14 protein-coding genes and 3 pseudogenes are annotated in these 18,937 nt (G+C 57.2%); 11 read left to right on the top strand and 6 right to left on the bottom strand.

From position 1 onward, the window contains the following. Positions 1–35 precede the first annotated feature (35 nt). A pseudogene (locus tag OGV19_RS05950) lies at positions 36–2,186 on the top strand (TonB-dependent receptor). 210 nt (positions 2,187–2,396) lie between these two features. On the opposite strand, the gene OGV19_RS27730 reads toward OGV19_RS05950, so the two are convergent. From OGV19_RS27730 to OGV19_RS05935, 4 genes and pseudogenes are all read right to left on the bottom strand, one after another. Beyond that, complete coding sequence (locus tag OGV19_RS27730) at positions 2,397–3,164, bottom strand: methyl-accepting chemotaxis protein (protein ID WP_377589069.1); 768 nt, start codon at positions 3,162–3,164, stop codon at positions 2,397–2,399. 96 nt (positions 3,165–3,260) lie between these two features. After that, positions 3,261–4,274: pseudogene (locus OGV19_RS27725) on the bottom strand (cache domain-containing protein); the annotation flags it as partial. A 247-nt stretch (positions 4,275–4,521) separates the two neighbouring features. Beyond that, the gene (locus OGV19_RS05940) at positions 4,522–5,757 is read right to left on the bottom strand and encodes an NAD(P)/FAD-dependent oxidoreductase (RefSeq protein ID WP_264312532.1); all 1,236 of its coding nucleotides are present in this window, start codon (positions 5,755–5,757) and stop codon (positions 4,522–4,524) included. Positions 5,758–5,769: 12 nt separating this feature from the next. Next, on the bottom strand, positions 5,770–6,117 hold the full coding sequence (locus OGV19_RS05935) for a RidA family protein (RefSeq protein ID WP_041020384.1): 348 nt from the start codon (positions 6,115–6,117) through the stop codon (positions 5,770–5,772). Positions 6,118–6,570: 453 nt separating this feature from the next. On the opposite strand from OGV19_RS05935, the gene OGV19_RS05930 reads away from it, so the two are divergent. The 9 genes from OGV19_RS05930 to hutH all read left to right on the top strand — a co-directional run bounded on the left by OGV19_RS05930 (position 6,571) and on the right by hutH (position 15,653). Next, positions 6,571–6,777, top strand: coding sequence for a hypothetical protein (locus OGV19_RS05930; RefSeq protein ID WP_264312531.1), 207 nt, complete (start codon positions 6,571–6,573; stop codon positions 6,775–6,777). Beyond that, positions 6,774–7,910, top strand: a complete 1,137-nt coding sequence (locus OGV19_RS05925; protein WP_258632707.1) for an aminotransferase class I/II-fold pyridoxal phosphate-dependent enzyme — start codon at positions 6,774–6,776, stop codon at positions 7,908–7,910. The genes OGV19_RS05930 and OGV19_RS05925 overlap by 4 nt, the downstream gene beginning before the upstream one ends. Beyond that, on the top strand, positions 7,910–8,647 hold the full coding sequence (gene hutC, locus OGV19_RS05920; RefSeq protein WP_025214428.1) for a histidine utilization transcriptional repressor HutC: 738 nt from the start codon (positions 7,910–7,912) through the stop codon (positions 8,645–8,647). The genes OGV19_RS05925 and hutC overlap by 1 nt, the downstream gene beginning before the upstream one ends. Positions 8,648–9,014: 367 nt before the next feature. Further along, entirely contained in the window at positions 9,015–9,797 is a 783-nt protein-coding gene (locus OGV19_RS05915) for a transporter substrate-binding domain-containing protein (RefSeq protein WP_264312530.1), read from the top strand. 55 nt (positions 9,798–9,852) lie between these two features. Beyond that, positions 9,853–10,572 (top strand): ABC transporter permease, encoded by a 720-nt coding sequence (locus OGV19_RS05910; protein ID WP_030141827.1) that lies wholly within the window; start codon positions 9,853–9,855, stop codon positions 10,570–10,572. Further along, positions 10,569–11,279, top strand: a complete 711-nt coding sequence (locus tag OGV19_RS05905) for an ABC transporter permease (RefSeq protein WP_030141828.1) — start codon at positions 10,569–10,571, stop codon at positions 11,277–11,279. Before OGV19_RS05910 ends, OGV19_RS05905 begins: the two co-directional genes overlap by 4 nt. 16 nt (positions 11,280–11,295) lie before the next feature. After that, positions 11,296–12,060, top strand: a complete 765-nt coding sequence (locus OGV19_RS05900) for an ABC transporter ATP-binding protein (RefSeq protein ID WP_025214432.1) — start codon at positions 11,296–11,298, stop codon at positions 12,058–12,060. Between the two features lie 372 nt (positions 12,061–12,432). Beyond that, entirely contained in the window at positions 12,433–14,124 is a 1,692-nt protein-coding gene (gene hutU, locus OGV19_RS05895) for a urocanate hydratase (RefSeq protein WP_264312529.1), read from the top strand. Then, positions 14,121–15,653 (top strand): histidine ammonia-lyase, encoded by a 1,533-nt coding sequence (gene hutH, locus OGV19_RS05890; RefSeq protein WP_043042096.1) that lies wholly within the window; start codon positions 14,121–14,123, stop codon positions 15,651–15,653. Before hutU ends, hutH begins: the two co-directional genes overlap by 4 nt. 98 nt (positions 15,654–15,751) lie before the next feature. On the opposite strand, the gene OGV19_RS05885 is transcribed toward hutH, so the two are convergent. Next, positions 15,752–16,678 (bottom strand): AEC family transporter, encoded by a 927-nt coding sequence (locus tag OGV19_RS05885; protein WP_264312528.1) that lies wholly within the window; start codon positions 16,676–16,678, stop codon positions 15,752–15,754. A 183-nt stretch (positions 16,679–16,861) separates the two neighbouring features. Beyond that, positions 16,862–17,746 (bottom strand): LysR family transcriptional regulator, encoded by an 885-nt coding sequence (locus tag OGV19_RS05880; RefSeq protein ID WP_043042094.1) that lies wholly within the window; start codon positions 17,744–17,746, stop codon positions 16,862–16,864. Positions 17,747–17,866: 120 nt separating this feature from the next. On the opposite strand from OGV19_RS05880, the pseudogene OGV19_RS27640 reads away from it, so the two are divergent. After that, positions 17,867–18,877: pseudogene (locus OGV19_RS27640) on the top strand (TonB-dependent receptor plug domain-containing protein); the annotation flags it as partial. Between the last annotated feature and the right edge of the window lie 60 nt (positions 18,878–18,937).

Here is an 18,937-nt window from a genome sequence, read left to right as displayed (position 1 = left end):
GTGTGTGCTCATCGAATTAAGCCAGGAAGCTCTTCATGTTTCGCTTGACCACTTTAGCGCTGCTCGCGGGCAGCACCTGCGCGTGGGCGCAAGACACTGCCCTGAACTTACCCACCAGTTACATCAATGCCTCGGCCGACCAGCCGAAACCGGCCACCCGCCTGGACCTGGATACCCCCATCGAAAGCGGGTCGCGCCTGAATCTCAGTGCCCGGGAAAATCCCGCCTCTGTAAGCGTGGCCGATCGCAAGACGATGGAACGTATCGGCGCACGCAACTTTCAAGACGCGGCGAACGCTCTGCCTGGGGTTAACGCTTCTGCGCCACCCGGCTGGGGCGGCTATGTGTCGTACCGTGGCTTCAACGGTGCCCAGATCAGCCAGCTGTTCAACGGCATCAATCTGCAATACGGCGGCGCAGCACGTCCGGTCGGGGCCTGGATCTATGACCGGGTGGAGTTGCTCGGCGGCCCCTCCTCATTCCTCAACGGCAGCGGTGCCGTCGGTGGAAGCCTGAACGTGATCACCAAGCTTGCCAACCGCTAGGAAGATACCTTCGAAGGCCGGATGAGCTACGGTCGCTACGACACCTGGGAAACCGCGGTCGGCTTCAATAAAGCGCTCAACAGCGGCGATGGACCACGCCACTATGCGCGCCTCGACTACAGCCGCACTAGCAGCAACGGCTAAATAGATCGCCAGGAGAACGGTGCGGGCAACCTGGCCTTCTCGCTGCTCAGCGACATCAACGACCGACTCTCCCATACGCTGGCGATCGAATACCTGGAAGAGAAGGAAGACAGTCCTTACTGGGGCACGCCGGTACTGCAACCGCTGACCGGCAAGCTGCAGATCGACAAGCACAACCGCTTCAACAACTACAACGTTGAGGACGGCCGCTACGAGCAGCGCACCCGCTGGATACGCTCGATCACCGACTACCAGCTGGACGACAACACCCAGTTGCGCAATACCTTCTACCACTACGATGGCCAGCGCGATTACCGCAACCTTGAGGTCTACCGCTACAATAGCGACAACAGCGCCATCGCCCGCTCCGGCGGTTACCGCCAGCGGCACGACCAGGAGGTCAACGGTGACCGAATCGAGTTGACTCACCAGGCTCAACTGTTCGGCTTGGCCAGCGATTGGGCGCTGGGCGTGGATTACAACACCAACCAGCAAACCAACTACCCACTCTCCAAAGGCGCCTTCGATACCATCGACCCAAATGGCTTCGAGCCGGGCCACTTCCTGGACATTCCGGGGATGGATGCACCGCGCAGTAAAGGTCGCAGCACTTGGACTGATACTTCTTCGGCGTTCGTCGAGAACCGCACGCGCCAGACCGAGCAACTGGCACTGATCACTGCGCTGCGCTATGACCATATCGATTTCGAGGTGGTCGATCATGCGGCGCAGGCCAGGCTCGACAAGCGTTGGGATGCAATCACGGGACGCCTGGGCCTGATGTACGACCTGACGTCGAATGTCAGCCTTTATACCCAATATAGTACGTCGGCCGAGCCGCCGGGAGGGACGCTTACCAGCGCCTCCATTGCCCAGGTGGGCGACTTCGACTTGAGCACCGGTCGCCAATTCGAGGTGGGCAGCAAGTTCGATTTTCTTGACGGTCGCGGCTCGGCCACCGCCGCGGCCTACCGCATCGTGCGCAAGAACATCTCCGTCCCCTCCTCTACGGTGCCCAACACCACCGAACAAGCGGGTCAATAAACCTCCACCGGCATAGAGCTGGCCGCATCATTCAAGATCACGCCCAAGCTATTGGCGGCCGGTAACTTCAGTTGGGTAAGGGCTGAGTACGACGAGTTCAATGAAACCATCGCCGGTGTTGTGTTCTCGCGCAAAGGCAAGAATCCGGTGAATATTCCCGACCGCGTAGCCAATCTCTGGCTGACCTATGACGTGGCTCCTGACTGGCAGCTCGGGGCCGACGTGCGCTATGTGTCGTCGGTCTACGCTAACACCGCCAATACGACCTGGGTGCCCTCGTACACTGTCTATGGTTTGTCCATGACCCACGATCTGGACAAACACGTACAGGTCAGCGCGCGCCTGCGCAACCTGACCGACGAGGTCTATGCCCGTTTCATCCACCAGAGCAACACCCAGTATTACGTGAGCGAGCCGCGCAGTCTGGAAATCGCTGTGCAGTGGAAGTACTGACGACCCCGAACGGAATGCAGCACACGGTCTGGCGACCTGACAGGTCTAATCATGATTCGGAGCGCAGTCATTCCCGCGTTGATCAGCCTGTTTGAATGGCCCGCTGGACGGGACCGCCAGGGACGGCGGCTTTCACTGTTTTTTCTCTGGGCTCAACGCTCATGGGACTTACCCTCTAATCGGCAATTGAGCGTCCATTGTTCGTACGGACTAAAACTTAAAGCGCCCGACCAATCCTTGAAGCTGGCCAGAAATGGCCGTCATTCGCCCCGATCCGGCATGGGCTGAATGCGCGAACTCCTCTACCATCTGCGCATCGGCGTGGATCTGTGCGATGTGCCGATTGATCTCCTCCGCCACTTGATGCTGCTCCTCTGCCGCCGTGGCGATCTGGGTGTTCTGGTCGCGAATCGAGTCCACTGAAGCGCGGATCTTGTCGAAGCTGTCGCGGGCCCGCTGGATCCGCTGCACGCTAGCCTGGGACGCTTGCAGGCTGCCTTGCATCTGCTGGGTGACTTCCTGGGTGCGGCGAGCGAGGTTACCCAGTAGGCTGTCTATTTCGCCGGTAGAGTCGGAGGTGCGACGAGCCAGGGCGCGAACTTCATCCGCGACCACTGCAAAGCCACGCCCTTGATCACCCGCACGGGCGGCTTCGATGGCGGCGTTGAGCGCCAGCAAGTTGGTCTGCTCGGCAATCGAGCGAATAGTGTCGAGAATCGCATTGATGTTATTGCTGTCTTGCTCGAGCAGATGCATGGTCTGGGTCGATACCTGCAGCTCCTCACTGAGCTTGAGCACGCTGCCGGTGGCTTCGCTGATTTGCTTCTGGCCATCGTGCACGTCGCGGTAGCCTTCGTCAGCACTCGACGCCGCGGCACTGCAGGAACGTGCGACCTCATTGGCAGTGGCGAGCATTTCATTGAAAGCGGTGCTTACCAATTCCACCGCCTCACGTTGGCGGCCGGCAGCCAGGTTCATGTTATTGGCGACTTCGTTGGTGTCAGCGGCAGCGACTTGCAGATCGGACGACGCATTGCCAATACGCTTCACCAACTGAGCGATCATGCTTAGAAACTGATTGAACCAACCGGCCAGGTTGGCAGTTTCGTCCTTGCCCCGTACTTGGAGTTGACGTGTAAGGTCACCTTCACCTTCGGCAATCTCTTGCAACCCATCAGCCACGCCACGAATCGGGCGCACGATCACGCTGGCAAAACCAGCACCAACGACGGCGAACACCACGGCCAATGCAACAGCGATGGCTGCAATCAACCAGGTCAGGCTCATGGCGTCGGCCATCACTTCATCACGCTTGATCAGGCCAATAAAACGCCAACCCAGGCCATCGGAACTCAGGACGTTGACCATGTATGGCACACCATCGATCTCGACTTGAGTCACCCCATCAGCGCTTTTGGCCAATTCGGCATAGCCGGGTCCTAGCTCACCTAACGGCTTGAAATTGTTTTTGGCATTTGCGGGATCGACCAAGACATTGCCATTGGCCTCGACCAACATCAGGTAACCACTCTTGCCCAACTTGATGGCTTTGACCAATTCAGTCAGTTGCTTGAGCGATACGTCCACGCCAACGACGCCCACCGGGGCACCGCTCGCGTCATTGATCGTGCGGACCGTACTGACCAGCACCATGTCATCGGGTGCCCAGTAATACGCGCCCGTCCTTACGGTTGAGCCTCGTGCGGCTTCCATGGCAGCCTTGTACCAAGGTCGCACCCGTGGGTCGTAGCTGGCCATTGTCTGGTCATCGGGCCAACCTGCAAAACCTCCGTCATTGAGTCCAAGGGAAATGGAAGCCGTGGTTGGGTGGGTTTCTGCGAAACTGTCGAATACCACCTGGATCTGTCGATCGACCTTCGTCACAGGCGTTTTCGGGGCGTCAGCGGCCGTATAGTTCTTCAATCCCTGAACGTTGGCGATCCGAGGGTCTTTGGCAAGGTATTCGACGTTTTGGCGGATGCTGTCGAAAAACTGCCGCATCCCGCGGTCAATCTGCCTGATTTCGCGGCCACTGCTATCCAGGAAACTGGCTTGCGCTGCGCTACGCAAGTTCAGTACGACAACCATTGCGACCAATATGACTGGCGCGCAGGCGATAGCGGCAAACGCCCACGTGAGTTTCTGTTTGATGTTCATGAGTATTCCTGGGCAGGCAGATGGAACGTGGGCGCCCATGGGTAAAAGCGCCCGCGGCGAGTGCCGTAAACGTTGCTCACACGACGTGGAAACGAGACAACTCGGTCGTCATTTTTCTTTCAGATAATGCCTGCCCTCCTCTCAAGAGGAGGGACGAGAAGGCCGACGCATCGTCAATTCAGAAACGCCCAGGAGCGAAGGGTGCCGGCTCGACCACTGGTGTTTCTCCCATCATTAATTCCGCAAGCAGCCGGCCACTGACCGGACCTAGCGTAAATCCTTGATGAGCATGGCCGAAGTTGAACCAGAGCCCCTTATGCGACGGCGCGGCACCAATGACCGGTTTCATGTCAACGGTACAAGGTCGCGCACCGCTCCATGGCGTCCGCTCAACCTGAGATCCCAATGCCAAGAGTTGTCGGGCCGCGCTTTCGGCCTTCCCTAGCTGCACTGGGGTCAGAGGCGCATCGAGACGGGCGAATTCGGCCCCCGTTGATAGACGCACACCACGCTTCATCGGCGCCAACATGTAGCCTTGCTCGGTATCAAACACCGGGCGACTCAAGTTTGCCCCGTCGGCGAAATGGGCGTGATAACCACGCTTGATAAACAACGGGATGCGGTAACCCATGGGCCTCAGCAACTCTTGGGCCCAAGGACCAAGCGCCACGACGACCTGTGATGCTTCGACCGGCCCGGACTCGGTGGAGACTCGCCAGCCGGCTCCCGCTTGGCGCAATGAACGGGCATCGCCGCGTTCAAACTGTCCGCCCTCACGCAAGAAGAGCTCGGCATAGCGTTGCACCAGCTCACCCGGATCAACACAGGTCCAAGGTTGAAGCCAGTGAATCCCACCAACGAGAGCTTCACCCAAAGCGGGCTCTGCGAGCCTGAGCCCGGCGCCGTCCAACGCTTGCGACAATACACCGTGCGCACTCACACGCTGGGCGCTCTCCATCGCCTTTTCATATTTTTCCGGGGTTCGAAAAGCTTGAATCCAACCTTTGCGCACGATCAGGTGTTGGGCCTCGCTTTGCTCGATCAACTCGGAGTGCTCGCTGATTGAATGCTCGACCAAGGTCCGAAAGGCGTCCGCAATAGCTCGGTAATGCCTTGGCGCTGAGTTGGCCCAATACCTGGTCAGCGTAGGCATGTACTCCGGCATCGCACGCAGATGATAGTTGACGCCGATATCGCGCTTGGTCACCACTCTCATCAGGCTCGCCAGGTCCCTTGGGAACCCGTACGGTTCAACGGCCTCGCGCTGGATGATCCCGGCATTACCGTATGACGTCTCGCGCCCGGGCGGCCCCTTGTCTACCAAGGTCACCGCACAGCCCCGGCGTTGCAGATGCAGGGCCGTGCTTATACCGACGATGCCGGCGCCCAGTACTACTACTTGTTTGTCGTTCACGCTGCCTCCAACTCAAGCACGCTGCTGCGCGATGACACTGATTTCAACCAACGCATCCACCACGAGGCCGGCACAGACGGTAGCGCGAACAGGCAAATTGGCCGTGAAAAACGAAGCATAAATCCGGTTGAACTCGGCGAAGTTACTCCGCTCGGTCAAGTACACCGTGACGCTCACCACGTCATCCAACGACAGTGACTCAGCTTCCAATGTTTGAGCAATGCGCATCAACGTCAGGCGCGTTTGTGCCTCGATACCCGCCGGGAAGCTGCCGTCCTCATTGAACGGCAGTTCACCGGATAAAAACACTAGGCCTTGGCTGTGGCGGACTTTTGAAAAGGGCAAATTGCTAACCGTCATGGGGGACTCTCTCTAAGCGGATTATGAAAGCGCCTATAGCAGGCGCCACTTTTAGCCATCGACTCGACCGAGCGTGTCACAGCAGATCGGAAATCGGTCTACAAGCCTGATCGATGTGGCTGTATATACAGAACTAAGCATTTACCGTGCCTGTTAGACAAGGATCCCCTTCAGACCCCTGACCCGAAGTGGATCGAACACTGCTTCTGTCCGAAATACTGTCCGCAGAAAGCCTTACCATGCGCTTCCTTTCGACTCATCAATGAGACCCCGGAAACACTCCGATGCAACCTTCAGTTACACCTGAACAAATATTCATGTGAGCCCCCCTGGCCTGGAAGGCGTTTACGAGCAGCGATCAACAGAAAAGATAAGGTTTGGCCTGAACATTGCGTTACCTACATATACAGGATCATACAGCAACACTTTGGCCCTGCACCTAAGAGGTAATCAATGAAAAAACTGCACCCGATGACTGCCGCGACTACCGAAGGGATGAGCCCCGCAGGCCGGATCGCCGAATTGGCGACACTCTTCCACTACAGCTTCCCGCACGAAATCCGTCAAAGCGCTGAACAGCCGAGCCCGCAGCGTCCCCTGCGGAACCATCCAGATCGCAATACCTTCCAGCAAAATTCCCGAGAGGTTAGCCTTGTATGAACGCCAACGACCTGACCCTGCTTGCTCGCGCTGAAGTACGCGAATTGGCCAGTTACAACGCCGGCCTCGCCTCTGATGCAGTGCGCAAACGCTTCGGCCTGACACGCGTCGCTAAATTGGGCAGCAATGAAAACCCAATGGGCACCGCCCCCGCTGTCAACGCCGCGACCACCCAAGCCTGTCATGAGATTGCGCTGTACCCCGACTCTGGCTGCCAGGCACTGCGCTCCGCACTCTCGGAAAAACTTGATGTTCCGGAAGATCGCTTCGTGTTCGGCAACGGTTCTGAGGATTTGCTGAGTGTCATCAGTCGAGTGTTTCTGGACCATGATGATGAAGTAGTTACCGTGGTGCCCTCATTCGGTTTGCATTTCATTTTTCCAGTGGCAGCCGGCGCTCGGGTAATCGGTGTTCCCATGACCGACCAAGGCACTTTTGACGTGGCGGCGATGATTTCCGCCCTTACACCGCATACCCATGTGCTGATGTTTTCCTGCCCCTCCAATCCGGTTGGCTGCACCTTGAGCGCAATCGAATTGAAGCAATTGCTCGATGCATTACCTCCCAAGTGCTTGCTGGTGTTTGACGAAGCCTATTACGAATACGCTCAATGGGAGCCTGAGTACCCAGACTGCCTCGGCTTGATCCAGGCCAGCGGCAAGCCGTTTATCCTGCTTCGAACCTTCTCCAAGGCCTATTCATTGGCAGGTTTACGCATCGGCTATGGCATCGTCAGCGACCCGCTACTGGCCGATTTGATCAATCGCCTGCGCACCCCCTTCAATGTCAACCGAGTGGCCCAAGCCGCTGCGGTCGCCGCGCTGGCCGATGAAAATCATCTGAATGCCGGCCTCTCCCACGTCGCCAGCGAACGCCGACGACTGGAGATCGCACTGCAAGAGCAAGGCATCACAACTGCCCCCTCCATGGCTAACTTCCTCTTTTTCAGCACCCCTTATCCTGCCGAAGTCATCAACCAGGCATTGCTGCGCGAAGGGGTCATCATCAAGCCTTGGCGCGAAGCGGGATATACTCAGTACTTGCGGGTATCTATAGGAAGCTGTGAGGATAACGATCTTTTCCTCCATTCCTTGGCAAGAGTCCTTGCCGCACAAGAGACACGGACCGACTGATGATCAAAAATGCACCACAAGCGCTCTACCGACGCGCGAAGGAATTTGTGCTGGACCAACTTCGAGCGGGCGTTTGGAAACCTGGCGACCTGATCTACTCAGAGAACCAGTTGGTGCAAGAGCTGGGCATCTCGCGCATGACCGTCAATCGAGCCCTGCGCGAGCTGACCGAAGAAGGTCTATTGGTGCGGATTTCAGGTGTTGGAACATTCGTAGCCGAAAGCAAGCCGCAATCGAACCTGTTGCGCATCACCAACATCGCTGACGAGATTCTCGCTCGGGGTCATAGTTACGGCTGTCGCGTCCTGCACCTGGGACGCGAATCCGCATCGATGTCAGTCGCTTCCGCCCTGGGCCTGCCCACGGGCTCTTCGGTTTTTCATCTGGTTTGTGCGCACAGCGAAGAAGACGTGCCAGTGCAGCTTGAGGATCGTTACGTCAATCCCGAGCTGGTGCCAGAGTTCCTGAAACAAAAATTCGGCGAACACCTGCAACCGGCCAAATACCTTTTGCAAGTCATCAAGCCCGACGAAATGGAACATATCGTAGAGGCCTGCCACCCCAGCGCAGAGGAGAGCAAACATCTGCAAATCGATGCAACCGAACCTTGCCTGGCCCTCATACGCCGGACTTGGAGCCAAAACAAAATTGTCACCTTTGTGCGGCTCGTCCACCCCTCCTCCCGCTATCGCCTGGGTAGCCGCCTACCCATGAACGCAGCGCACAGAGACGTCTGACTCTTCGACACATCTGCCGTAAAGCTTGACCAGCGCCGCTTCCAAAGGGCGTCGGTCGCTTTCTGATTCATACATCACAATAGACCCAGGCCCTACGCCCGTAGTGACCGGAAAAAACGAAACTGATCCCCCCTCCCCTCAGCGTTTCCAGCCCTTCCTCCACCCATGCACATCCGAGCAGATAAATGGCTGCTTGATTGGCTATGCCTGTATGTACAAGCATGTATTTACGCGGTAAAGTCGATCCGTCACCTCGACACGCTTAAACCAAAAAATGGGCTCTGTGTACCACTCCCATAGCGACACACACGAGCTCCGTACCGCATCCGTGCGCTCAAGCGCTCTTTGGTCCTTAGGAATAAAAACAATGAAAAAATCTATTTTGACCCTCTCTGTACTGGCGTTGTGTGTGGCTGGCAGCTTTGCCTCGGCCAAGGAGTACAAGGAATTGCGGTTCGGCGTTGACCCCTCTTATGCCCCTTTCGAGTCCAAAGCTGCCGACGGTAGCCTGGTGGGCTTTGACATCGACTTAGGCAATGCGATTTGTGCTGAATTGAAAGTGAAGTGCAAATGGGTCGAGAGTGATTTTGACGGCATGATTCCCGGCCTGAAAGCCAACAAATTCGACGGGGTGATCTCCGCCATGACCGTGACATCCTCGCGCGAAAAGGTCATCGATTTCTCCGATGAGCTGTTCTCCGTTCCTACCTCCTTCGTTTTCAAGAAAGGCTCCGGCCTGACCGAAGATATCAAGACGCTCGTCGGCAAGACGGTTGGTTATGAGCAAGGCACCACCGAGGAAGCTTATGCCAAGGCCGTACTGAACAAAGCCGGGGTCAAAACCCAAGCCTATGCCAACCAGGATCAGGTCTATTCGGACTTGGTGACTGGCCGTCTCGATGCCTCGATCCAGAATATGTTGCAAGCCGAAATGGGCTTCTTGAAGTCGCCGCAAGGGGCAAATTTTGAGGTAAGTAAAGCAATCGAGCATGAACTGTTGCCCGCGAAAACCGCGGTAGGTCTCGCCCAAGGCAACGCCGATCTCAAGGCCCTGCTAAACAAAGGCATCCAGGCACTGCATGAAGATGGCAGCTATGTAGCCATCCAGAAAAAACACTTTGGTGATCAGAATATCTACAGCGGTAAATAACACGCTGCGCCCATTTTCGGATGGGCGTTTTTCTTGATTGACGAAGGGCTGTCCAATGCTAGAAAACCTATTGCAGACTCTAGGCTTCAGCCTAAGGGGTTTTGGCCCGCTGTTGCTGCAAGGCTCCTGGATGACTGTCAAATTATCCGCACTGTGCTTGTTGCTGAGCGTGGGCCTGGGATTGATCGGTGCCAGCGCGAAACTCTCGAAGTCAGCCTTGCTACGCATCCCTGCGCAAGCCTACACCACACTTATCCGCGGCGTGCCCGACCTGGTCTTGATGCTGCTGATCTTCTATAGCCTTCAGACGTGGCTGACGAATCTGACCGATGCCTTTGGCTGGGAATATATCGAAATCAATCCGTTCAGCGCAGGGGTCATCACCCTGGGCTTCATCTACGGTGCGTATTTCACCGAAACCTTCCGCGGAGCGATTCTCGCCGTTCCAAAGGGGCAATTAGAAGCAGCCACGGCCTATGGCCTGACCCGCGCCCAACGATTCCGCCTGGTGCTTTTCCCGCAAATGATGCGCTTTGCATTACCGGGCATTGGCAACAACTGGATGGTGATCCTGAAAGCGACCGCACTGGTCTCGATCATTGGTCTGGCTGACTTGGTCAAGGTTGCCCAGGATGCAGGAAAGAGTTCCTATCAACTGTTCTTCTTCTTGGTCCTTGCAGCGTTGATCTATTTGGTTATCACCACCGCATCAAACTATGTCTTGCGCAGGCTGGAAAGTTTTTACGCCGCAGGAACTCGGGAGGCCGTGCGATGATCGAGCTATTGCAAGAATATTGGAAACCCTTCCTGTACCACGATGGTTATCACATCACGGGCTTGGCGATGACACTATGGCTGCTCAGTGCCTCGCTCTTCTTCGGCTTCTTGATGGCGGTCCCGCTGTCGATTGCCAGGGTATCAAGCAACCTTTTCGTGCGCTGGCCCGTGCAGTTCTATACCTATTTGTTCCGTGGCACGCCTCTGTATATACAGCTACTGATCTGCTACACCGGCATCTACAGCCTCGCTGCGGTGCGCTCCCAACCGCTGCTTGATGCATTCTTTCGCGATGCGTTGAACTGCACCATTCTGGCCTTTGCCTTGAACACTTGCGCCTACACTACGGAGATCTTCTCCGGGGCGATTCGCAACATGAATCATGGTGAAGTCGAAGCAGCGAAGGCCTTTGGGCTTCGAGGATGGAAGCTTTACACCTACATCATCATGCCGTCTGCATTGCGTCGCTCACTGCCGAACTACAGCAACGAAGTGATACTGATGCTGCATTCCACCACGGTCGCCTTCACCGCCACGGTACCGGACATCCTCAAGGTTGCCAGAGATGCCAATTCAGCAACATTTCTGACCTTCCAATCGTTCGGCATCGCCGCAGCGATTTACCTCGCTATCACTTTCTCTCTGGTCGGTCTGTTCCGTCTGGCTGAGCGCCGTTGGCTGTCGTTCCTCGGCCCAGCTCATTAATTCAGGGTGCTTGAATATGTACAAACTGACCGTAGAAAACCTGCATAAAAGCTATGGCGACCACGAAGTCCTCAAGGGTGTTTCGCTGAACGCAAAGGCCGGAGACGTCATTAGCCTGATCGGTGCCAGCGGGTCGGGCAAAAGCACCTTTTTGCGCTGTATCAACTTTCTGGAAATCCCTAGCAACGGCGCCATGAGCCTCGACAATCAGCCGATACGCATGATCCATGACCACCACGGCATGCGCGTTGCAAATGCAGATGAACTGCAGCGGCTGCGCACGCGACTGGCGATGGTATTCCAGCATTTCAATCTGTGGAGCCACATGACCGTGCTCGACAACATCACAATGGCCCCTCGCCGAGTGTTGGGGGTCAGCAAGAAGGATGCAGAGGAGCTGGCTCGGCGTTACCTGGACAAGGTTGGTTTACCGTCGCGAGTTGCCGATCAATACCCGGCCTTTCTCTCGGGCGGCCAGCAGCAGCGCGTCGCTATAGCCCGGGCGCTGGCCATGGAACCGGAAATCATGCTGTTCGACGAACCCACTTCTGCCCTGGATCCTGAACTCGTGGGAGAAGTGCTGAAGGTCATTCAGGGCCTCGCCGAAGAAGGCCGAACCATGATCATGGTGACGCACGAAATGAGCTTCGCTCGTAAGGTATCGAACCAGGTGTTGTTCTTGCACCAAGGGCTCGTAGAAGAGCAAGGGCCGCCTGAGGAAGTGCTGGGGAACCCTAAGAGCGAGCGTTTGCAGCAATTTCTCAGCGGCAATCTGAAATAACCGAAGTGCCTTAAGCCGGCTGGACGCTTACCGCGCCTGAAAAATGTTTTCAGGCGCGCGATTGCGGCCGGAATGGTTCGCCGTTCTGTTGACTAGAAGAGCCCCGTGCGAGAGCAATCCCAGCGCCTTGCTATGGCTCAGCTCATGATCCCTGGCTGAAACTGTCACAGCGCGCCCAGTGCGCAAAGCTTGATGGCAAAACCTGCATCAATGCCATTCGAACGAAAAAAATAATCACGTGAAGATATTCATGCCGACAACAATAGCGGTCAAAAATCTACTTGATTAAGCTTGTATATACATGATTATATTTACTCGCCCGATGTATCGAAAACCAACAATAAGCTGCAAGTCATTTCGAGAGGATTACCGGTGAGCAAACCACTCCATTTCCGCAATATCGAAATCCGCGCCCCTCGCGGTAACACGCTGACCGCCAAGAGCTGGCTGACCGAAGCGCCGCTGCGGATGTTGATGAACAACCTCGATCCGGAAGTGGCCGAGAACCCCAAGGAGTTGGTGGTCTACGGTGGCATCGGCCGCGCGGCGCGCAACTGGGAGTGCTACGACAAGATCGTCGAAAGCCTCACCCACCTGAATGACGACGAAACCCTGCTGGTGCAATCCGGCAAGCCGGTGGGCGTGTTCAAGACCCACAGCAACGCCCCCCGCGTACTGATCGCCAACTCCAACCTGGTGCCGCACTGGGCCAGTTGGGAACACTTCAACGAACTCGACGCCAAGGGCCTGGCCATGTACGGCCAGATGACCGCCGGCAGCTGGATCTACATCGGCAGCCAAGGCATCGTGCAAGGCACCTACGAAACCTTCGTTGAGGCCGGCCGCCAGCATTACGATTCCAACCTCAAGGGCCGCTGGGTGCTGACCGCCGGCCTGGGCGGCATGGGCGGCGCACAACCGCTGGCCGCGACCTTGGCCGGTGCGTGCTCGCTGAATATCGAGTGCCAGCAGGTGAGCATCGATTTCCGCCTGAAAACCCGCTACGTCGACGAGCAAGCCAAGGACCTTGATGACGCCCTGGCGCGCATCGAGAAATACACCGCCGAAGGCAAGCCGATTTCCATTGCACTGTGTGGGAATGCGGCCGAGATCCTGCCGGAAATGGTCCGTCGTGGTGTGCGCCCCGACATGGTCACCGACCAGACCAGCGCCCACGACCCCCTCAACGGCTACCTGCCGGCCGGCTGGACCTGGGACGAATACCGTGCCCGCGCCAAGACCGAGCCCGCCGCCGTGGTGAAGGCCGCCAAGCAATCGATGGCCGTGCACGTCAAAGCCATGCTGGCCTTCCAGAAAATGGGCGTGCCGACCTTCGACTACGGCAACAACATCCGCCAGATGGCCCAGGAAGAAGGCGTCGAGAATGCCTTCGACTTCCCGGGTTTCGTCCCGGCCTACATCCGTCCGCTGTTCTGCCGCGGCATCGGTCCGTTCCGCTGGGCGGCGCTGTCCGGCGATCCGCAGGACATCTACAAGACCGACGCCAAGGTCAAGGAACTGATCCCCGACGACGCTCACCTGCATAACTGGTTGGACATGGCTCGCGAGCGCATCAGCTTCCAGGGCTTGCCGGCACGTATCTGCTGGGTTGGCCTGGGCCAGCGCGCCAAGTTGGGCCTGGCGTTCAACGAGATGGTGCGCAGCGGCGAGCTGTCGGCGCCGATCGTCATCGGCCGCGACCACCTCGATTCCGGTTCCGTGGCCAGCCCGAACCGTGAAACCGAGTCCATGCAGGACGGCTCCGACGCCGTTTCCGACTGGCCGCTGCTCAATGCCCTGCTCAACACCGCCAGCGGCGCGACCTGGGTTTCGCTGCACCACGGTGGCGGCGTCGGCATGGGCTTCTCCCAGCATTCGGGCATGGTGATCGTCTGCGACGGCACCGACGAAGCGGCCGAGCGGATTGCCCGCGTGCTGCACAACGACCCGGGCACTGGCGTGATGCGTCATGCCGATGCCGGTTACCAGATCGCCATTGATTGCGCGAAAGAGCAAGGCTTGAACCTGCCAATGATCACTCTTGTTAAAGGAGCCACAGCATGAAAACTCTTAACGTTATCCCAGGCCAATTGAGCCTTGCCCAACTGCGTGCCGTTTACCAGCGTCCGGTGAAGATCACCCTCGACGACAGCGCTTCTGCGCAAATCGAAGCCAGTGTCGCTTGCGTGGAGCAGATCCTCGCCGAGAATCGCACCGCCTACGGCATCAACACCGGATTCGGCCTGCTGGCCTCGACCCGTATCGCCAGTGAAGATCTGGAAAATCTGCAACGTTCGCTAGTACTGTCCCACGCCGCTGGTGTGGGTGAGCCGATCAGTGATGCGCTGGTGCGGTTGATCATGGTGCTCAAGGTCAATAGCCTCAGCCGTGGTTTTTCCGGCATACGCCGCGTGGTGATCGATGCTCTGATAGCATTGATCAACGCTGAGGTGTATCCGCATATTCCCTTGAAAGGTTCGGTCGGCGCATCCGGTGACTTGGCGCCTTTGGCGCACATGTCCCTCGTGCTGCTGGGAGAAGGCAAAGCCCGTTATAAGGGCGAATGGCTGGAAGCCACCGAAGCACTGAAGGTGGCCGGTTTGGCGCCGTTGACGCTGGCTGCCAAAGAGGGTCTGGCGTTGCTCAACGGTACCCAGGTGTCTACTGCTTATGCTCTGCGCGGTTTGTTCGAGGGCGAAGACCTGTTTGCAGGCGCCTTGGCCATCGGTGCGTTGACGGTCGAAGCTGTCTTGGGCTCCCGCTCTCCGTTTGACGCACGCATCCATGCCGCTCGCGGCCAGAAGGCCCAGATTGATACAGCTACTGCTTATCGCGACCTGCTGGGCCAAAGCAGTGAGGTCGCCGATTCGCACAAAAACTGCGGCAAGGTCCAAGACCCCTACTCTCTACGCTGCCAACCTCAAGTCATGGGCGCATGCCTGACCCAGCTCCGTCAGGCCGCGGAAGTATTAGTCGTCGAAGCCAATGCCGTATCCGATAACCCGCTGGTGTTTGCCGTTGAAGGTGACGTGATCTCTGGCGGAAACTTTCATGCCGAGCCAGTGGCCATGGCCGCAGACAATATGGCGTTGGCCATTGCTGAAATTGGCTCCCTGAGCGAGCGCCGCATTTCGTTGATGATGGACAAACACATGTCACAACTGCCGCCGTTCCTGGTAGCCAATGGCGGCGTGAACTCGGGCTTCATGATTTCTCAGGTGACAGCAGCAGCGCTCGCCAGCGAGAACAAGGCGCTGGCTCACCCCCATTCCGTAGACAGCCTGCCCACATCCGCAAATCAGGAAGATCACGTATCGATGGCACCCGCCGCCGGCAAACGGTTGTGGGAAATGGCTGAAAACACCCGTGGAATCCTGGCCGTGGAGTGGCTAGCGGCCTGCCAAGGTCTGGACTTGCGTGACGGCTTGAAGACGTCGCCCAAGTTGGAACTGGCCCGGAACAGTCTGCGAAGCAAAGTGGCCTATTACGAGAAGGACCGTTTCTTCGCGCCGGATATCAATGCAGCCAGTGAGTTATTGGCTTCCGGCTGCTTGAACGACTTGGTATTGAATAAGTTGTTGCCCAGCATCTGATAGATGATATCCGCCATGAACAAATGATGACTGCGTTAGGCACAGCGTTTTATGGCTGTGCCTAACGCGCGCAGGCGATCGCCTCGAAATACTGACACTCAAATCCACCGGGCCATCACAAGGATGACCGCTGGAAGTGCTAATCCTGCCAGCATGGTCTGGCAAGCGATGATCCCAGCCATAAGGGGGGCGTCTCCCCCTAATTGCCTTGCCATGATGTAGGAGGATGAGGCTGTGGGCAGTGCCTGGAATAGAAGTGCTGCAACTGCGGCCTTTCCTTCAAGTTCGAATTGGTGGCACGCCAAAAGCGTAACCAGTGGCATGATTAAAAACTTGGTCAGTGACGAGTAACCCACCGGGCGAAACCATTGCCTTATGCTTCCGAACTCAAGCGCAGCACCAACGCAGAGCAATCCGAGCGGCAGTGACGCTTGTCCCAAGGCCTTGAGCATCGGCTCAATACCGACAGGCAGTCCCCAGCCCGAAACCTGGATCAATCCGCCGGCGAAGCACGCGAGTATCAGTGGATTCAATGCCAACTGCTTGAGGACTTTGCTAGATGGCATCCTGCCGGCTGACCCGTACTTCGCGAACACTATTACACACAAAATGTTCACGCTGGGCACTATGGCCGCATTCGCGACCGCTGCCAGGGCTATACCCTGCACACCGAACAAGCCCGCGGCTGCCGACACGCCTACGTAATTATTGAAACGTATCCCCCCCTGAAAAACCGAAGTGAACGCAGCATCGTCCATCATGATCAGCGACCTCGCGCCCAACAACATTAGCGATACCACTACAGTCGAGAATACGAGCACCGAAACCATGCTTTGAAAGGGCACGCCATCAAGGTTGGCGGTCGCCAGTCCGTGAAAGAAAAGAGAAGGCAGCAACACGTAATACGCCAAGCGCTCTGCCTGCGCCCAAAAAGTATCCGGCAGAAATTGACGACGCTTGAGCCACGCACCCAGCACGATCAGCAGTGCGATGGGCAACAAGGCAGTCAACAGGGAGAGGGTCATACGCGTGCCTTAGTTTTCTGTGTCGACGGTTCACATTCCACAATCAGTCGGCTCATCAGCGGCATGTCTACGGTAGGTCCAGTGATCATGGTGCCCTCAAGAACTCACTTGAATGAGGACCACGATAAGAGGTCGGACTCCAAAATAAAAACGTTTTAAACTTCAGCAATCAACAAGTATTACTCATGGTTTGCCGCGCAACGAATGCGCTTTCACCGCGTTCGCCAGGGCCCCCGCCAGTCGCCCAAGCGGACGATCTTCGCGCTCCAGCAATACCACGCGCCTGGTTTTTTGAGGCATGCCGAACGGCTCGACGGCCAGTGTCGTCAGGCTTACGACTTGATGTTCGGAGAGTGGAATGATGGATACGCCCAGCCCGCTTGAGACCATCTGGATAATCGCATCCTGGCTATCCAATTCCATGCTGGTCTGCACGCGCAGCCGCATAGCGCGAAGCTCTCGCTCAATGGTACGACCTGCCCAGGCGCGACGATCAAATCGAATGAATGGCTGGCTTTTGAGTAGAAGCTTCAAGTCCTCATGCGCGTGTGATGTTGGCGCGATGATCCAGAACCCTTCCTCGTAAAGTACCGTGCTTGCCAGGCCGTAAGGGTGTGGCTTCACCGGCTCCGTGGTGATCGCAACGTCAAGCTCGCCCGCCTCTACGCGCGTGGCCAACTCAGCGGACATTCCCGACGCAACAGTGATGCGCAGGTGAGGATGCTCAGCACGCATTGCCGACAACGCGAGGGGCAACACGCTCGCCAGCGCTGTATGAATGGCACCGATTCTGAGCCTGCCGCGCAACTCAGTGTCGCCTCCAATCTCGGAGGAGATCCCGTCGTATAAGGCTAGAATTTCTCGCGCGCGCTCAACGGCAATATGGCCTGCATCCGTCAGCACCGGCAACCGTCGTGAGCGGTCAAACAGGAGCGTATTGAAATCCTCCTCCAATGACCGAACATGAAGGCTGACCGCTGATTGGGTCAGGTGCACGGCGTCCGCTGCCCGAACAAAAGAACCGTATTGGGCAATGGCAAGCAATGTTCGAAGCGCGCGTAATGACATGGCCATTCATCCTGCAAATTGACGCCGAGCTTACCAGTTGGGCAAGCGCATGGTTTGGATCCATCTACCGCTGGATGACGCGCGACCGGTTTGTGCTCATATTAAGCTAGGAAGCTTTTCATGTTTCGCTTGACTACTTTGGCGTTGCTCGCGAGCTTACCCCCCGTTACGTCAATGCCTCGACCAACCAGCCGAAACCGGCCACCAGCCTGGACCTGGATACCCCCATCGAAAGCGGCTTGTACCTGGACCTCAGCGCCCGGGAAAATCCCGCCTCTGTAAGCTTGGCTGATCGCAAGCCTATGGAACGTATCGGAGCACGCAAATTTCAAGACGCTGTGAACGCTCTGCCTGGGATTAACGCTCCTGCGCCATCCGGCTGGGGCAGCTATGTGTCGTACTGTGGCTTCAACGATGCCCAGATCAGCCAGCTGTTCAACGGCATCAATTGCAATACGGCGGCGCAGCACGTCCGGTCGGTGCCTGGAGTTATGATCGGGTGGAATTGCTCGGCGGCCTCTCCTCCTTCCTCAACGGCAGCGGTGCCCTAGGTGGCAGCCTGAACGTCATCACCAAACTTGCCCAAACGCGACGAAGATACCTTCGTGGGCCGGATGAGCTGAGGTCGCTACGACATCTGGGAAACCACGGTCGGCTTTAATAAAGCCTCAACAGCGGAGCGGGTCCACGCCACTATGCGCGCCTCGACTACAGCCGTACCAGCGGCAACGGCTACATCGATCGCCAGGAGAACGGTGCGGGCAACTTGGCCTACTCGCTGCTCAGCGACATCAACGACCGACTCTCCCATACGCTGGCGATCGAATACCTGGAAGAGAAGACAGTCCCTACTAGGGCACGCCGGTGCTAGAAAAAAAGGGCCGGCAGGTTGCACATCGACAAGCGCAACCGCTTCAACAACTACTACGTCAACAACAGTCGCTACAAGTAGCGTACCCGCTGGATAGGCTCGATCACTACCAGCTGGACGACAACACCCAGTTGCGCAATACCTTCTACCATTACGACGGCTAGCGCGATTAGATTACCGCAACCTTGAGGTTTACCGTTCCAACAGGGATAACAGCGCCATCGCCCGCTCCGGCGGTTACCGCCAGCGGCACAATCAGGACGACGACCAGACATTACTGGATTCGACTAAGCATGAGTGCCAAGAGAGCGGCGGCGTTT

This window comes from Pseudomonas putida, from assembly GCF_025905425.1.
Lineage (GTDB): Bacteria > Pseudomonadota > Gammaproteobacteria > Pseudomonadales > Pseudomonadaceae > Aquipseudomonas > Aquipseudomonas putida_AF.
This window is presented reverse-complemented; position numbering and strand designations above follow the sequence as displayed.